Raw genomic sequence first — 15,657 nt, 5'->3', positions numbered from 1 at the left:
ATTGACACCATGAACCTCGACTCTTCCCCCATCGCCGCCATCGCCACCGCACCCGGACGCGGCGGCATCGGCGTGGTGCGCGCCTCCGGCAAGAACCTGCAACCGCTGATCGCCGCGCTGTTCGGCGCTGCCACCTTGCAGCCGCGCCACGCCACCTACATCCCGTTCAAGCAGGCTGACGGCGCCATCATCGACCAAGGCATCGCCATCTGGTTCCGTGGCCCGAATTCGTATACCGGGGAAGATGTACTGGAACTGCAAGGCCACGGCGGCCCGGTCGTGCTGCAGATGCTGCTGGCGCGCGTGCTGGAAGCCGGCGCGGACCTTGGACTGCGCCTGGCCGAGCCGGGCGAATTCACCCGCCGCGCCTACCTCAACGACAAGCTCGACCTGGCCCAGGCCGAGGCCGTGGCCGACCTGATCGACGCCTCGACCGAGGCGGCGGCCAAGTCGGCGTCGCAGTCGCTGTCGGGTGCGTTCTCGCGCACCGTCAATGACCTGGTCGGCGGTGTGACCAACTTGCGCATGCTGGTGGAAGCCACGCTGGACTTCCCGGAAGAAGAAATCGATTTTCTGGAAAAGTCGGATGCGCGCGGCCAGCTGGCCGGCATCGTCACCGCCCTGGAAACCGTGTTCCGCCAGGCTGCGCAAGGCGCGCTGCTGCGCGAGGGGTTGAACGTGGTGCTGGTGGGCCAGCCCAACGTCGGTAAATCTTCGCTGCTCAACGCGCTGGCCGGCAACGACGTGGCCATCGTCACCCCGATCGCTGGCACCACGCGCGACAAGGTGACAGAAACCATCCAGATCGAAGGCATTCCTTTGAATATCATCGACACGGCCGGCATCCGCAACGATGACGAGGCGGTGGACGTGGTCGAGCGCATCGGCATCGAGCGCACCTGGGGCGAGGTGGGCAAGGCCGACGTGATCCTGCATTTATTGGACGCCGCGCACGGCCCCACCCGCGCCGACGAAGACATCGTCGCGGCCTTCCCGGACGGCGTGCCGGTGCTGCGCATCTGGAACAAGATCGATCTGTCGGGCCACAAGCCGAGCGCGGACGTGATGCCGGATGCCACCCACGTGTATTTGTCGGCCAACGAAAAAACCGGGGTCGACTTGCTGCGCGCCGAACTGCTGCGCATCGCCGGCTGGCAGCAGACCGGAGAGTCGCTGTACCTGGCGCGCGAACGCCACTTGATCGCGTTGAAAAACGCCGGCGCCCACCTGGCCCGTGCCGGTGAGCACGCGGCGCAGAACGACCAGTCGCTTGACTTGTTCGCCGAAGAACTGCGCCTGGCGCAGGTGCAGCTCTCGAGCATCACCGGCGAGTTTTCGTCCGATGATTTGCTTGGGGTGATTTTTGGGCGGTTCTGTATCGGCAAGTAAAATCAGTACGGCGCGCCGATAATTCCCATCCGCAACTGCCACACCGCGCCCGCGCCGGTGATGTACAAGGTCTTGCCGTCGGCACCGCCGAACGCCGCGTTGGTCACGTTCGCATCGACGTGGATGGTGGCGATCTGCTTGCCGGCCGGGGTGAACACGCGCAAGCGTTGATCGGTGTGTTCCGTCACGTAGAGATTGCCCTGGCAGTCCACGGCCATGCCATCAGGGACGCCCAGTCCTTTGACCAGGTCGCGTCCCTGTTGCGGCTTGCCGTTGACGATGGGGTAGGCGCGCAGTACGCCCTGTTTGCCTTGCATGCCGTTTACGTACAGCACATCGCCGGCAGGCGACAGCGAGACGCCATTCGGATTGACCAGCCCGTCTTCCACCACCGTCACCGCGCCATCGGGCGCCACCCGATAGACGCGGGTCTTGTCCTGGCCGCCGGGGGCGGCGTCGCGCTGGAAGTCGGGGTCGCTGAAGTAGATGGTGCCATCGGCGGCGATGGCCAGGTCGTTGGGCGAGTTGAACACCTGGCCGTTGTATTTGCCAGCGACGTCGCTGCGCTGGCCGCCCGGGGTGAAGCGCGAGACGCTCTTGTACTTGTGGGTGCCGGCCACGATGTCGCCCTTGGCATCGACCGCCAGGCCGTTGCTGCCGCTGTCGGCAATCGCGGTGCTGACCCTGCCGCTGGCGTCGAGCTTGAGGATGCGCGACGGGAAGCCGGGGCCGAACGTGAAGTGCGAGAAGTACAGCGCATCGCCTATCCAGACCGGTCCCTCGTACAGCCCTTGGCCTTCGCCGGTGACGTTGGCGGCGGCAATACGGGTAGCGGTCAGGTCGCCGACGGGCGCGTTGCCTTGGCAAGTGGCCGGCGTGGCCATGGCGTAAGAGGTCGAGAGTGCAGCGGCCAGGCTGAGGAAGAGGTGGCGTAACTTCATGGGCATTGTTCCTGTTGTCGTACGTTGGCGACTATCATTTCCAACGTTTTCATTAAAAAATATTTCTTCCCTATGAGGGACCCTGGACGGCCGGTTTTTGCCATCGCAACCTGTATAACCTCCGCAACTATCCTGCTATGATTTACCGGTCGCATACTGCCTGAATGTACCTCACCTTGCGCATTGTCATGGGTGAAAATATTCCACTAAAGTAATCTTGCAAGCCTGAGCACTGCCTGACTGGGAGGGATCGTGGAACCGACACAAGATAGCGTACCGGACGACGGCGCGGGTGCCAGCGCCACTGCCACCGCGTCCGCGCCAGCAACAGGAACCGCCATGACCGCGCGGACGCGGCAGGCACTGCCGCCGAAGGGAGCTTGCTGGTACTGCGACCGGCCGCTCGACAATGTGCGCCGCTTCTGCGACAAGGAGTGCGCCGACGCCTTCGACGAAGAAAAGGAATTTACGCGCTGAGTTTTTCCTGCGCCATTCCCAGTATCGCCAGCGCCGCTTCGAAATCGAACTGGTGCGCAGCTTCCGTCACTTCCTGAAATGCCTCCTCGCCCAGTCCCGCCGCCAGTACGCTGGCCGACTGCTCCAGCACGTCGATGGCGGCGCCGTCGCCTTCCTCCAGCAGCCGCGCCAGGTGTTTGACCAGCGGGCCTATTTCGGGTGGGGGGCCGGCCGCCGCCGTGGCGCCGGTCATCGCAGCCTTAGCAGCGGTCGCAGCAGGCGCAACAGCCGCAGTCGCAGCAGCCGCAGTCGCAGTCGCAGCAGCAGCCGTAGCAGGCGCCACGAGCGCGTCAGCCAGTTCCGCATCGATCGCCACCATCAGCGCGCGCACGGCCAGTTCCAGCTGCGCCAGCGGGCCGATGCAAGGGGCGGGCGGGCCGGCGAACAGCGGTTCGAGCGCCATCGACAGTTGGTACAGCTGCTGCGCGCCGATCATGCCGGCCGCGCCCTTGAGTGTGTGGACGGTGCGCTGGGCCGAGACGATGTCGCCGGCCAGTAGCTCGGTGCGGGCCTGCTCGGCGCTATCCTGGTAGCGCTGGCGAAACCGGCGCAGGATCTGGCGGTACAGGTCGTGGTCGCCCATCAGTTGCTGCAGGCCGGTCTCGACCTCCAGTACCGGGGCTACGGCAGGGTTGGCGGCTGTCATCTCAGCGGGTAGTGAAAGACCAGTCCTGCGACACCGCCACCCCGTGCACGGCACCGCGGAAGCTGACATCGTAGGTAGTGTTGCCGCGCAGAACAGTAAGCGGGACGATGGCGGCGACCGAGGCGCCGGTGGACGCATCGGTGGCGCGGCTGAGCAGGCGCGTGGTGAGGGCTGCGCCGCCGCGTGGGGCCACGGTGAAACTTTGCACGGTCAGGTCACCGCCGGCACGCCCACTGTCGGCATGCACGCTGATCGGATAGCCGACTTCATCCTGGTTGGGGACCGGATCGGGTTCTTCCTGGTTGCTGAAGAAATTGGTGGGGACGGCGGTCTGGCCGGCCACCGGGTAGACCGCGATCTTGCCCACGCCCAGGCCCACGCCCAGGCCGTTGTTGGCGGTGAGGTCGGCGGTGAAATAAGTGTAGGTGCCGTTGGAGGTCACAGCGCCGGTGCCGACTTCCTTGAACACCGGCTCGAAAATCACGAAGCGGTGGTAGATCGCCGCGATCAGTTCGTCAGCGTGGTATTGGCCCGAGGTATTGCTTGCGGCCGAAATGACTTCGCCGGCGGCCCAGCGACCGCCCAACGTATAGCCGGCCGCAGCCAGGCGGTCGGTGAGTTTCAAACCGGTAAAGCCGGGCCGGCCGGCCAGCTGGTCGTGCGATACAGTGTTATTGAGCCGCAAATATTGCGAATGCCCCAATGCCGCCGTATCGATGGTGGTGTTGCGGCTGAGTGCGGACAGTCCCATCATGCCGCGCCGGTAGTTGAACCAGTTGAAGCCGTCGGTAGCGGTGTTGCCGGTGAGGGCAGGGGCGATAGGCGGCGGCACCGGTGTGGTGGGTGTGCCGGTCTGCCCCTGCGGGTTGGTCGCAACCGTGCCGGGGCTGCTGCTCTCGCTGTTGCTACCACCACCGCCACCACCGCAACCGGCCAGTAGCGCGGCAAATACGGCGGACGCCAGCAGGGCGGAGGACGAAGACAGGGACAGCGACGGGCGCGGGATGGACAGCATGACAATACTCCTGAAGTGGCCCGTCGATGCGGACCTGCACCGCTGATTCTATGCCAGATTTCCCACGCAAAGCACGCGATTTGCGCTTGAAGCGCGTGCCCGGCAGCGTGCCGGATGCCGCACCCGACATCGACAATGGTAAGCTTGCGCCTGACCCGCCGCTTGCCGGCATTTTCGGATTACCAGTTGAAACCTACCAACCAGGCGCGCATGCGCCGCGCCAAATTCGCCCTGCCCAGCCTGGTGACCCTGATGTCGATCGCCTGCGGCTTCGGCAGCATCGTCATTTCGGTCGATAACGCCATGGTCGGCGATCCTGCCGATTACCGCCTGGCCGCCGTGCTGCTGGTGCTGGCCGGCGTGTTCGACGCGCTCGACGGCTTCGTGGCGCGCGCCACCAATACCCAGTCCGAATTCGGCATGCAGCTCGATTCGATCGCCGACGTGATGAACTTCGGCTGCGCCCCTGGACTGCTGCTGTATTGCTACGGTTTCGTTCACGTGGGGCTGGACTCGCAAACGTTATTGCGCGCCGGCGGCATCGCCAGCTTCTTCTTTGTGGCGTGCGGGGCCTTGCGGCTGGCGCGCTTCAATGTCAGCGTGGGCCGCACCGACCCGCGCTACTTCGTCGGCATGCCGATCACCGCCGGCGCCGCCTGCGTGGCGGCCGTGGTGGTGGCCTGGCCCGAGCGGCCGACCACCATCCTGCACGCGGCAGGGATCGTGGCGCTGCTGTTCCTGGTCGGGAGCTTGATGGTGTCCACCGTGCGCTTCCCGAGCTCCAAGCAGAAAATGAGCGCGGGCCTGGTAGCGGTGCTGCTGGTGAACGTGGGACTGCTGGTGTGGTTGCAGTTCACCTATTTCGTGCTGTTCTTCCTGGTGTACATCGTCGGCACGCTGGCGTTGAACCTGGCCTGGCGCACCGGCTGGACCGGCATTGCCCCGCCGGTCATCTACAAAGACGAAGACATTCTCTAGGATCTCGATAACCTACTGCGCGGCCCGCTATCGCTCGTTACGGTTCTCGAGGTCCTGACTTAAGCCACTTCGTGCCCGCGCGCGGCGCGCAGGATCTCGAACCACTGCGTGCGCGACAGGCTGAACTGCGTGGCCTGTACCGCCTCGGCAATCGCCTCGATACGGCCCGAGCCGGTCAGCCCGATCGGCCGGCACGGCAGCTGCATGATCCAGGCGAACACCACGCTGCTGAACGGCTGTTGCAACGCCTCGGCCACCGCCGCCACCTTGGCGCGCACGCGCAGGGCTGCCGGCTCGTCGCTGCTGAACACGCGTCCGCCGGCCAGCGGCGACCAGATCATCGGCGCCACGCCCAGGTCTTGCAGGCCGTCGAAGGTGTCGTCGAACATCGGCGCCAGCGACAATGGCGAAAACTCGACCTGGTTGGTGGCCAGCGCGATGCGGCGATTCAGTGATTCGAACTGGTGGCGCGAAAAATTGGAGACACCAAAGTGCCTGACCTTGCCATCCTGGCGCAGCCGCGCAAAGGCGCCGGCGATCTCGTCGAAATTCATCAACGGATCGGGACGGTGGATCAGCAGCAGGTCGAGGTAATCGGTGCCCAGCTGGCGCAGCGAATGCTCGGCCGAGGCGATGATGTGGCTGGCGCTGGTGTCGTAGTGCTGGATCGTGTGCTCCGGCCGCGCAGCGCTGACCAGCTTGATGCCGCACTTGCTCACCAGTTGCATCTGTTGGCGCAGCGACGGTTTCAGGGCCAGCGCCTCGCCGAAGGTGGCTTCCACCGCGTAGCCGCCGTAGATGTCGGCGTGGTCGAAGCTGGTCACGCCCAGTTCCAGGCATTGTTCGATCAGGGCCAGTCGCTGCTGCGGCGACATACCCCATTCATTCATGCGCCACATGCCGGCCACGATGCGCGACAGGGACAGGCCGTTGGAGCTGGTGGTGATGGCGGGGCAGGTGTGGGACATGGCGGCTTTCTGGAGGCGGGATACGGTCAGGTTTGCAGAGTGTCTATGGATCCCCGCTTGCGCGAGGATGACGGCTTCCAGGGCAGTGTAAGAGTTTGCGTTCCCGCTGCCCTTTGCTCCGTCATCCCCGCGCACGCGGGGATCCATAGAACGGTAGAGCGGTGCTACATTACTTCATCCAGAGACGGATCGAATCCCAGGCGCGGCCGAAGATCGAGGCTTCTTCCACGGTCTCCAGCGCCACGACCGGCAAGTCGAGCAGTGGCTTGCCATCGACCATCATCTTCAGCGAGCCGACGCGGCTGTTCTGCGCCAGCGGTGCGACCAGCGGGTCCTTGCGTTCGAGCACAGGTTTCAGCTTGGCAGCGACGCCCTTCGGCACCGTGACCAGCACGTCGTTGGTAAAGCCGATCTTGACTTCGTTCTTCGAGCCTTTCCAGATTTCTGGCGTGGCAATTGCCTGGCCCTTCGAGTACAGCTTGACCGTGTCGAAGTTCTGGAAGCCCCAGTTGAGCAGCTTCTGGCTCTCCTGGGTACGGGTGGAATCGGAGTTGGTGCCCAGCACCACGGTGATCAGGCGGCGTTCGCCGGTGCCGTTCGGACGGCGCGCCGAGGCGATCATGCAGTAGCCGGCAGCTTCGGTGTGGCCGGTCTTCATGCCGTCCACGGTAGGATCGAGCCACAGCAGGCGGTTGCGGTTCTGCTGGGTGATCTTGTTGTAGGTAAAGCTCTTGACCGAGTCGATCTTGTAGAACTCGGGGAAGTCGAGGATCACGCGCTTGGCCAGCACCGACAGGTCTTGCGCGGTGGAGTAGTTGTCCGGGCTCGGCAGACCGTGCGGGTTGGCAAAGCGGGTGGACTTGAGGCCCATGCGCTCGGCTTCCTTGTTCATCATCACCACGAAAGCGGACTCGTCGCCGGCGACCGCTTCGGCCAGCGCCACGGCGGCATCGTTACCCGACTGAATCATCAAACCGTGCAGCAGGTCGCTGATGCTGACCGGCGTGGCCGGATCGATGAACATCTTCGAGCTGCTCGAATCGACCTTCCAGGCGCGGGTGGACACGTTGACCATCTGGTTCAGCGTAATCTTCTTGTCGCGCAGCGCGGCAAACGTCACGTAGGCGGTCATGATCTTGGTGAGCGAAGCAGGCTCGATACGCAGGTTGGGGTCTTGCGAGGCGATGATCTGGCCGCTGGTGGCGTCCAGCAACAGCCACGACTTGGCGGCAATGGTCGGTGGCGGCAGGGTTTGAGCCACAGCGGCGGAGAGCATCAGCACACTGGTGGCCAGTGCCGCGATAAATTTTTTCATGGGCGGTGTTCGGTGTAGAGTTAAAAAAAAAGCAGCAGACATTATAAAAGCTTAGTCTGCCGGGGTTCCGTCCGTTTCCAAGTCGGCAACATCGCCAGGGCGGCGCCACAGCTGGGTAACCCAGCCCTTGATATGGTGCAGCTTGCGGTGGAAGAAGTGGTCGGCGCCGGGAATCACCAGCACCGGTATATCTTGCGGACGCACCCATTCGAGCACGTCCACCAGCGGGATCGTATCGTCGTTCTCGCCGTGGATCAGGATGGTGTCGGCCGGAATGTCGGCCATTTGCCATTTTTTGGCGGCCGCGCCCACCAGCACCAGGCGCTCGGCCGGAGTACCGGCGGCAAGCAGACGCTGGCCCAGCTGCGACTGCACATAGGTGCCGAACGAAAAGCCCGACAGCGCCACCGGCAGGCCCGGGAACTTTTCCACCATCCAGCCGTGTACCTGGGCCATGTCGTCGGTTTCGCCCTGGCCGTGATCGTGCACGCCTTCGGACTTGCCCACGCCACGGAAATTGATCCGCGCCACCACGTAGCCGAGCTTGACGAAGGTGCGCATCAGCGTGACCGCCACCTTGTTGTCCATGGTGCCGCCGAACAACGGGTGGGGGTGGGCCACCAGGGCGATGCCGCGTGGTGCGCCTTCAGGATGGTCGAGTACGCCTTCGATGATGCCGGCGGCGCCGGCCAGGGTGAATTTTTCTACGGTCATGGTGGTTACAGTAATCAGATTTTCAGACGGTCGACGACCTTGCCGCCGACGATATGGCTATCGATGATTTCATCGATATCTTCCTTGTCCACGTAGGTGTACCAGGTGCCTTCCGGATAGACCACCAGCACCGGGCCTTCTTCGCAACGGTCCAGGCAGCCGGCCTGGTTGATACGCACCTTGCCGTGGCCGTTGATGCCCAGCTCCTTGCAGCGTTTTTTGGCGTGTTTTTGCGCAGTCTCGGCGCCGTGGTCGCCGCAGCTGTTGCGGCCGTCATCGCGCTTGTTCATGCAGAAAAAAACGTGGTGCTTGAAATATGGCGTGTCGCTCATGGCTGTATCTCGGGTTGGGCGTAATTCATTATGATACCCGCCCTTGGCCGGCGGCGTTGAGCTTATGGGACGGCAGCCACAGGAACCAGATCGCAAAGAACGGCCACAGCAGGGCAAGGAATTGCGCCGCGCCGTTGAAGTTCAGGAACTTGCCCTGCACCCATGTTTGCAAAGTCGCCACGAAGTACGGGTTGGCGGGCGTGGTGTTGATGATCACCAGGGCCAGCAGCAGCGTAATCACCGCCACGCGCCGCTGCGCCGCGTGCGGGGCAAAGCCCAGGCCCGCCAGCATGATGGCGCCGATCAAAAAGCCGCCTTCGGCGCCGGGCGTCACCCACACGAAGGCATTTTCCGGCGCGAACAGCAGCGCCGAGGCCAGCGCCTTGACCAGGATGGCGCTGGCGATCATGGCCGAGACCAGCAGCGCGCGAGGAGACGGCTTGCGCAGCAGGCACAGCAGCGTCAACGACGCGCCCACCATGCCGCAGGCGGTGATGATGGTCTCCGACAGCCAGTACTGCTCCACCGTGAGCACCACGTCCGGGCGGATATAGCTGGCCAGGTCGATCTCGGCGTCCGCCGCCCACGACAGCCAGTCCGACAGGATCGGCAGGATCTGGCCCAGGCCGAACAGGAAGTTTTGCGGATAGATCTGCGCCAGCGGCCACAGCGCCAGCAGCACCAGGCCCTGGCTGGCGTGCGGCGCAAACCACGCCTGGCGCAGGCGCTGCAACTGGCTGCGGTCGAGCAGGCGGCGCACGGTCAGCACGCCGATCAGCGCGCCCACCGTGCAGCCGGCGGAATTGGTCCAGAAGTCGAGGTTGGACGACACCCGCGACGGCAAAAACGTCTGCACCGCCTCCATCGTGCCCGACACCAGTACCCCGGCCGTGGCGCCGATCAGGAACGCGAAAAACTTGCGCACGTGCGGGTACAGCGCATAGACCAGCAGGGTGCCGAGCGGGATGTAGCCGATGACGTTGGTGATGGCGTCGAACTTGGTCCAGTACCGCGGCATGCTGTAGGTTTCGAGGAAGATCCACGGCGACAGGCCCTGGTTCTGCCAGCCAGAGAACGGGAACCAGCTGGCGTAGATAATCAGCAGCAGGTAGGCCAGGAAGGCGGCGCGGGCCAGTGGCGACGATTTGCTCGCTGGGGTAGGGAGGGGCTTGGGCTGCTTGGCCCGGCGACCGCGTCGGCCACGTTTGATGATCGGTGCAGTGGCATCGGTTGGAGCGAGGACTGGATCCGCAATGGAGGTGGCTGTCGCTGCAGCGGCAGCTGCCGGTGACGCAGTTGCTGCGTCAGGCGCAGGCGCAGGCGCCGGCGGTCGCTCCGTCATTATTTCGGCGCCGGCAGGGTTGCCAGCCAGGTCAGCACATCGCCCGACAGCGCGTCGGCGGCATCGGCCAGTGCGCGCGCGCCGCCGGCGGCGTCCGCCGTGGGCGCTGGGACGCTGCGGGTAAAGCTCTTCTGGTCCACCAGCTTGTGCGCCGAGAACACCGAGGCGCGCAAGGTGATGGTGCCGCCGCTGGCGGTGGCGCTCTCGAAGTTATGGGCGAAGTCGTCGAGCTCCGTGCGCAGCAGCATGGCGCCAGTTGCCGCATCGGTGGTGGACAGCACCTTTACGCCAGCCTGGGCGATGCGTGCCTTCAGGCGCTGGGTCATCAGCTGCAGCGGGGTGGCGGTCCACTGGTTGTAGGCGTACGGGCGCTGTTGGCGCGCATCGGCGTACAGCAGGCGGTAATGCATGCGCTCCGAGTCGAGCGATGCCGGCCCGGTCATGTCGGCCACGATGATGGGCGCGATGCTGGCGGCCGTCACAGCAGCCGGCTGCGGCAGCGGGCCGAAATCGAAGTGGGCCTGGGTAGGGCCCTTGCTGGCGCACGCGCCCAGCAGGACCGCCAGGGCGGCGATGGCAAAACGGTTGCGCAGGTTGGTCATGACGGGTGATCCTTATTTGGCCGGTGCAATCGGTGCAGCGAAGCCCTCTTCACCAGGGCCGGGCGGAATGCCGGGCGCGCCGAAGATCAGGCTTTGCGGACGATCGTTAATCTTGTTCATGGTACGGCGTACGGCGCGCATCGAGGCGCGGGTGTCGTCCGACAGCGAATTGACCTGCGGCAGCGTGTCCATTTCGATGCCGCCCGCTACCGATTCCACCGAGGTGGTGATGCGCTCGACCGAATCGCTCACGCGCTGGATCGGGCCGTCGGGTGCCTGCAGGCTGTTGCTCAGGCGATTGAGGTCGGTGGCCAGCGCATTGAACGAGTCGAGCGTGCTTTGCGCATGGTTGGCCAGCGCCGGCAGCTTGGCAATGGTCGGTTCGAGCTTTTCAGGCAGGTCGCGATACTTGTTGGCGGTGGTGCTCACGTCGGCAAAGGCGGCCAGCATGATCTTCTGGTTCTCGGGGCTGAGCAGGGTGTTCAGGCGACGTGTGACTTCTTCGGTCTGGGTGAGGATTTCGCGGCCGCGCTTTTCCACCTGGTCGAGGAAGCCCTGGCGCAGCGGAATGCGGGCCGGGTGGTCGGTATTGGTGGCCAGCAGCGGCGAGCCGGTTTTTTCGTCGTCGAGCGAGATGAAGGCGATGCCGGTCACGCCCTGGTAGCCCAGGGTGGCAAACGTGGTGCGGGTGATCGGCGCGTCGGTATTGATATTGAGGGTGACCAGGATCTGCCCGGCCATTTGCGGATCGAAAGCGATGCTGCCCACTTTACCCACTTCCAGGCCGCGATAGCGCACCGGCGCCTGCGGGTTCAGACCCGGCACCGACTGGGTCGTGGCGATCACGTAGGGCACGCGCTCCACGCGGTCCTGGTTGAACCAGAGGCCGAACAAAATGGCCGCGATCAGCAATGTGATCGTAAAGAAGCCGGTGGTCAGTGCATGCGATCGGTTTTCCATCAGGTTTCCTTGTTGGTCTTCTCATCGAGTGCTTCCAGCGCGCGGCGTCCGCGGTCGCCAAGGAAGAACTCCTTGATGAAGGGGTGATCGACCTTGAGCAGGTCCTGCAGCGGCCCGAGGGCGATCACGTGTTTTTCAGCCAGTACGGCGATGCGGGTGGACAGCGCGAACAGCGTGTCCAGGTCGTGCGTGACCATCACCACCGTCAGTCCCAGCTCGCGGTGCAGCGACTTGATCAGCGCCACGAACGCTTCGGACAGGTCGGGGTCGAGGCCGGCCGTGGGTTCGTCGAGGAACAGCAGTTTCGGCTCCAGGGCCAGCGCCCGCGCCAGCGCCACCCGCTTGACCATGCCGCCCGACAGGTCGGATGGCATCTTGTTCGCTTGTTCCGGTCCCAGTCCCACCATGTTCATCTTCAGCAGCACGGCGTCGCGCACCAGGTCTTCGGGCAGCACCTTCAGTTCGCGCATCGGCTGGGCGATGTTCTCGAACACCGTCAGCGCCGAATACAGCGCACCTTGCTGGAACAACATGCCCCAGTGGTTGCGCAACTGCTGCAACTGCTCGGCGTTGATTTCGCTGATATCTTCGCCGAAAACCTTCACGCACCCGCGCGCGGGACGCTCCAGCCCCAGCATCTGGCGCAGCAAGGTGGTCTTGCCGGTGCCCGAGCCGCCGACGATGGACATGATCTCGCCCTGTTCGATCTCGAGGTTGAGGTCCTGGTGCACCACGGTGCGGCCATACTTGGTCCACAGGCCGTTGATGTCGACGATCGGTACGCTGCCGTCCAGGGTCAGTTCGCCTGTGCCTGGGCCGCAGCTATTATCCTGGTCGTTCACTTGATCAGCCATCAGAACCCCACGCCCGAGAAGACAATCGCAAACACGGCGTCGGCCAGGATCACGGCCGTGATCGCGGTGACCACCGAGGTGGTGGTGCCGCGCCCCAGGCTCTCGGTATTCGGCTTGATGCGCAGGCCGAAGTGGCACGACACCAGCGCGATCAGCACGCCGAACACCACGCCCTTGCCGATGCCGATCATGTAGTTGGCCAGCGGGACCGCCTCCGGCAGTTTCAGCAGGAAGTACTGGGGCGACAGGTTCAGCTCCACCTTGGCCGAGATCATGCCGCCGATCAGCGCCACCGCGTCGGTCCAGATCACCAGCAGCGGCATGGCAATCGCGAGCGCCAGCACCTTGGGCATGATCAGGCGGAAGCCGTGCGAGATGCCCATCACCAGCATGGCGTCGAGTTCCTCGGTGACGCGCATCACGCCCAGCTGGGCGGTGATCGAGGAGCCGGAGCGGCCGGCGACCAGGATCGCCGCCAGCAAGGGCCCCAGTTCGCGGATGATGCTCATGCCCAGCAGGTTGACCAGGAAAACGTCGCCGCCGAAGTTACGCAGCTGCTGCGCCGACAGAAACGAGAACACCACGCCGATCAAAAAACCCACCAGCGCCGTGATGCCCAGCGCCTGGAAGCCGGCATGGAAGATATTGGCCGAGATCTCCTTCCACGGTCCGCGCTGCGGCGCCCGGATGAAGCGCCCGATATCGAGCGTCAACTGGCCGATCAGGCGTATGAACGCCGTCATGTGCTCGAAGAACAGCATCACCGCAAAGCCGAGTTTCATCACCAGCGTCAGGCGGTGCTGGCGGGTGTTGGGCAGTTCGATCTTGCCGGTGGCTTCGAGGCGGTTGAAAAATTCTTCCTGGCCGGGCGCCAGGTGCAAGTTGGCGGGACGGGCCTTGCCCCAGGCGTTCCAGAGCAGTTGGGCGCCGATGTGGTCCATGCTGTCGATGGCGCTCAGGTCCCAGCGCAGCTGATCGGCCTTGATCGACTTGAGCATGCCGGTGATGGTGGCCATGGCCTTGCCCTGTGCCAGTGCGTGGACTTGCCAGGTGCCGCCCGCCGCGATGGACGGACCGTTGGCGGCGCCAGGGGTGAGGGTGAGGGTAGGCTCTTGGGCAGTAGGCATATCCGCCAGTTTAAGGGACTTTCGTCTGCGCCGCCACTTGTGTTCGTCGTTGAAGGGCGCTGGCCATACCCCTCAAAAGACCAGCGCGAACTATGCCGCCAGCCGGCGCGCCTGGCGCTTGGGCGCTGGCGTCTCCACGACCTTGGCCTTGGGACCGGAGTAATCGCTGGCCAGCAGCGCTTCGGCCTCGAGCTTGTCCATGCCGCGTACCTGCAGGTATTTGCCCACCATCGTCACCAGCCGCTCGAGCGCAATCCGGTGCGTGGCGTCGGTATTGGCGTACAGCCAGTCGGAAAAGGCCATGAAGTGCTCGAACGCCGCGTCGCCCAGCAGCACCGGCAGGGTATGGGTAAAGCGGCCCGAGTTGGCCACCAGGTCCCAGTAGCGGGCAAATCGCACCAGCCGCTGCATGGTGGCGAAGTCGATATCGCGGTTGGCCAGGATGGTGTACGGCGCATACGGGTCGAACACCAAGCCGTATTCCTGGGTGTGGCGGATGATCGGTGTGCCGCGCAGGCGCTTGAGGATGCCGAACTGGATCTCGTGCGGATTGAGCGCCCACAGCTTGTTAAAGCCTTCGGCAAAGCTCTCGACTGTCTCGCCGGGCAGGCCGGCGATCAGGTCCACGTGCATGTGGGCGTGCGATTGCTCCGTCAACCAGCGGATGTTGTCGGCCGCCTTCTGGTTGTCCTGCTTGCGGCTCACCAGCGTCTGCACCGCCGGATTGAAGCTCTGGATGCCGATCTCGAACTGCAGCGCGCCGTGCGGGAACTTGCTGATGCCATCCTTGAGGGCGTCGGGCAGGTGGTCGGGCACCAGCTCGAAGTGGGCATACACCGGGTCGTCGGGGTTGGCCTCGAGCTTATCGAGGAAGAACTGCATGATCTTCAGGCTGGTCTTGATGTTCAGGTTGAAGGTGCGGTCGACGAACTTGAACAGCCGGGCGCCGCGCGCATGGAGCGACTCCATCTCGGCCAGGAACGCGTCGAGCGCGAACGGCCAGGCCGTCTTGTCCAGCGCCGACAGGCAAAACTCGCACTTGAACGGGCAGCCGCGCGACGCCTCGACATACAAGGTGCGGTTCTTGATGTCGTCGTCTGTATACAAGGAGTAGGGCAGCTTGATCTCGGCCATCGGCGGCTGCACGCCCGCGTGGGTTTTCATCAGGGGCTTGGGGCCGTTGAGAATCTCGCCGCACAGCTTGGGGAAGGTGACGTCGCCCCAGCCGGTGATCAGGTAGTCGGAAATCTTGACGATCTCCTGCTCGTTCGATTCGTACGATACCTCCGGGCCGCCGAGCACCACCACCACGTGCGGCGCCACGCGCTTGAGCATGGCGATGACCTTGGTGCTTTCCTCGACATTCCATATATAGATGCCGAAGCCGACGATTGTCGGAGAATACGCCAGGATACGTTCGACGATCTCGGTGGTCTTGGCGCCGATGACGAATTCCTGCAAGCGCGTCTGCTCCTGCAGCTCGCCCATATTCGCTAACAGGTAGCGCAAACCCAGCGAGGCGTGGGTGTAGCGGGCGTTGAGGGTGGTGAGCAGGATGGACATGAGCGCAGGGAAATCGAATAAACCGTTATTTTACCCTCGCCAGCCCTTGTCAGCCCCAGTGGCCTTTGCTATCATTCGCCCCCTCGCAGAACAATGCACGCTTTTCAAGCTGTTGCAGAGTGAAGCGAAGGTAAGAAAAGTAAGAAAAAGAAGGTTGACGAAACAAGCTAAACGCTTCATACTCTTTCTTCTTCGCGGCAGACAAAACGATCGCAGCGAAACGCAGTACCAAACAAAGTTCTTTAAAAATTAACAGTCGATAAGTGTGGACGTTTGATGAAAGTGCACACAGCGCTAGTCGCTGTGATACTTAAAATATCAAATGTTCACAAGAAGTAATGAAATAGGCGCTATGAAAATAGTGGCCTGTCAGTATTTTGAGTGAGCGACCCGTC

17 protein-coding genes are annotated in these 15,657 nt (G+C 63.7%); 4 read left to right on the top strand and 13 right to left on the bottom strand.

The window, feature by feature from the left end; genetic code table 11:
- Positions 1 to 9 precede the first annotated feature (9 nt).
- Positions 10 to 1,389, top strand: coding sequence for a tRNA uridine-5-carboxymethylaminomethyl(34) synthesis GTPase MnmE (mnmE, locus tag J2X54_RS00085; RefSeq protein WP_310176370.1), 1,380 nt, complete (start codon positions 10 to 12; stop codon positions 1,387 to 1,389).
- A gap of 2 nt (positions 1,390 to 1,391) precedes the next feature.
- Here the strand turns inward: mnmE and J2X54_RS00080 are convergent, their stop codons facing one another.
- Positions 1,392 to 2,330, bottom strand: coding sequence for an SMP-30/gluconolactonase/LRE family protein (locus J2X54_RS00080; RefSeq protein WP_310176368.1), 939 nt, complete (start codon positions 2,328 to 2,330; stop codon positions 1,392 to 1,394).
- Positions 2,331 to 2,582: 252 nt separating this feature from the next.
- On the opposite strand from J2X54_RS00080, the gene J2X54_RS00075 reads away from it, so the two are divergent.
- Positions 2,583 to 2,807 (top strand): hypothetical protein, encoded by a 225-nt coding sequence (locus J2X54_RS00075; protein ID WP_310176365.1) that lies wholly within the window; start codon positions 2,583 to 2,585, stop codon positions 2,805 to 2,807.
- On the opposite strand, the gene J2X54_RS00070 is transcribed toward J2X54_RS00075, so the two are convergent.
- Entirely contained in the window at positions 2,797 to 3,492 is a 696-nt protein-coding gene (locus tag J2X54_RS00070) for an Hpt domain-containing protein (RefSeq protein WP_310176363.1), read from the bottom strand. The genes J2X54_RS00075 and J2X54_RS00070 overlap by 11 nt on opposite strands.
- Position 3,493: 1 nt before the next feature.
- The gene (locus J2X54_RS00065; protein ID WP_310176361.1) at positions 3,494 to 4,507 is read right to left on the bottom strand and encodes a CAP domain-containing protein; all 1,014 of its coding nucleotides are present in this window, start codon (positions 4,505 to 4,507) and stop codon (positions 3,494 to 3,496) included.
- 210 nt (positions 4,508 to 4,717) lie between these two features.
- Between J2X54_RS00065 and pssA the strand changes: the two genes are divergently transcribed.
- Positions 4,718 to 5,485, top strand: coding sequence for a CDP-diacylglycerol--serine O-phosphatidyltransferase (gene pssA / locus J2X54_RS00060; RefSeq protein WP_070251631.1), 768 nt, complete (start codon positions 4,718 to 4,720; stop codon positions 5,483 to 5,485).
- A 59-nt stretch (positions 5,486 to 5,544) separates the two neighbouring features.
- On the opposite strand, the gene J2X54_RS00055 is transcribed toward pssA, so the two are convergent.
- The 10 genes from J2X54_RS00055 to J2X54_RS00010 form a co-directional block, all read right to left on the bottom strand.
- The gene (locus tag J2X54_RS00055; protein WP_310176359.1) at positions 5,545 to 6,453 is read right to left on the bottom strand and encodes an aldo/keto reductase; all 909 of its coding nucleotides are present in this window, start codon (positions 6,451 to 6,453) and stop codon (positions 5,545 to 5,547) included.
- 169 nt (positions 6,454 to 6,622) lie between these two features.
- Entirely contained in the window at positions 6,623 to 7,768 is a 1,146-nt protein-coding gene (locus J2X54_RS00050) for a D-alanyl-D-alanine carboxypeptidase family protein (protein WP_070251618.1), read from the bottom strand.
- Between the two features lie 51 nt (positions 7,769 to 7,819).
- Entirely contained in the window at positions 7,820 to 8,482 is a 663-nt protein-coding gene (locus J2X54_RS00045; protein WP_310176356.1) for a CocE/NonD family hydrolase, read from the bottom strand.
- A 14-nt stretch (positions 8,483 to 8,496) separates the two neighbouring features.
- Positions 8,497 to 8,814 (bottom strand): ferredoxin, encoded by a 318-nt coding sequence (locus tag J2X54_RS00040; RefSeq protein ID WP_070251616.1) that lies wholly within the window; start codon positions 8,812 to 8,814, stop codon positions 8,497 to 8,499.
- A gap of 28 nt (positions 8,815 to 8,842) precedes the next feature.
- Entirely contained in the window at positions 8,843 to 10,156 is a 1,314-nt protein-coding gene (locus J2X54_RS00035) for a VanZ family protein (RefSeq protein WP_310176355.1), read from the bottom strand.
- A complete protein-coding gene (locus J2X54_RS00030) occupies positions 10,156 to 10,758 on the bottom strand; it encodes an ABC-type transport auxiliary lipoprotein family protein (RefSeq protein WP_310176354.1) in 603 nt (200 codons plus the stop codon). The genes J2X54_RS00035 and J2X54_RS00030 overlap by 1 nt, the downstream gene beginning before the upstream one ends.
- 12 nt (positions 10,759 to 10,770) lie before the next feature.
- Positions 10,771 to 11,718 carry an MlaD family protein gene (locus tag J2X54_RS00025; RefSeq protein WP_310176353.1) on the bottom strand — a complete coding sequence of 316 codons (948 nt, stop codon included), beginning with the start codon at positions 11,716 to 11,718 and terminating at the stop codon, positions 10,771 to 10,773.
- Complete coding sequence (locus J2X54_RS00020; RefSeq protein ID WP_070251613.1) at positions 11,718 to 12,572, bottom strand: ABC transporter ATP-binding protein; 855 nt, start codon at positions 12,570 to 12,572, stop codon at positions 11,718 to 11,720. The genes J2X54_RS00025 and J2X54_RS00020 overlap by 1 nt, the downstream gene beginning before the upstream one ends.
- The gene (locus tag J2X54_RS00015; RefSeq protein WP_070251612.1) at positions 12,572 to 13,699 is read right to left on the bottom strand and encodes an ABC transporter permease; all 1,128 of its coding nucleotides are present in this window, start codon (positions 13,697 to 13,699) and stop codon (positions 12,572 to 12,574) included. The genes J2X54_RS00020 and J2X54_RS00015 overlap by 1 nt, the downstream gene beginning before the upstream one ends.
- A 90-nt stretch (positions 13,700 to 13,789) precedes the next feature.
- A complete protein-coding gene (locus J2X54_RS00010) occupies positions 13,790 to 15,262 on the bottom strand; it encodes a DUF4080 domain-containing protein (protein WP_310176347.1) in 1,473 nt (490 codons plus the stop codon).
- Here J2X54_RS00010 and J2X54_RS00005 point away from each other — a divergent pair.
- Positions 15,261 to 15,515, top strand: a complete 255-nt coding sequence (locus tag J2X54_RS00005; protein ID WP_310176345.1) for a hypothetical protein — start codon at positions 15,261 to 15,263, stop codon at positions 15,513 to 15,515. The genes J2X54_RS00010 and J2X54_RS00005 overlap by 2 nt on opposite strands.
- Positions 15,516 to 15,657 lie beyond the last annotated feature (142 nt).

The organism is Duganella sp. 3397, assembly GCF_031456625.1.
Classification (GTDB): Bacteria; Pseudomonadota; Gammaproteobacteria; order Burkholderiales; family Burkholderiaceae_D; genus Rugamonas; species Rugamonas phyllosphaerae.
The sequence above is the reverse complement of the archived record's forward strand: the minus strand, read 5'-3'. Positions and strand labels throughout refer to the sequence as shown.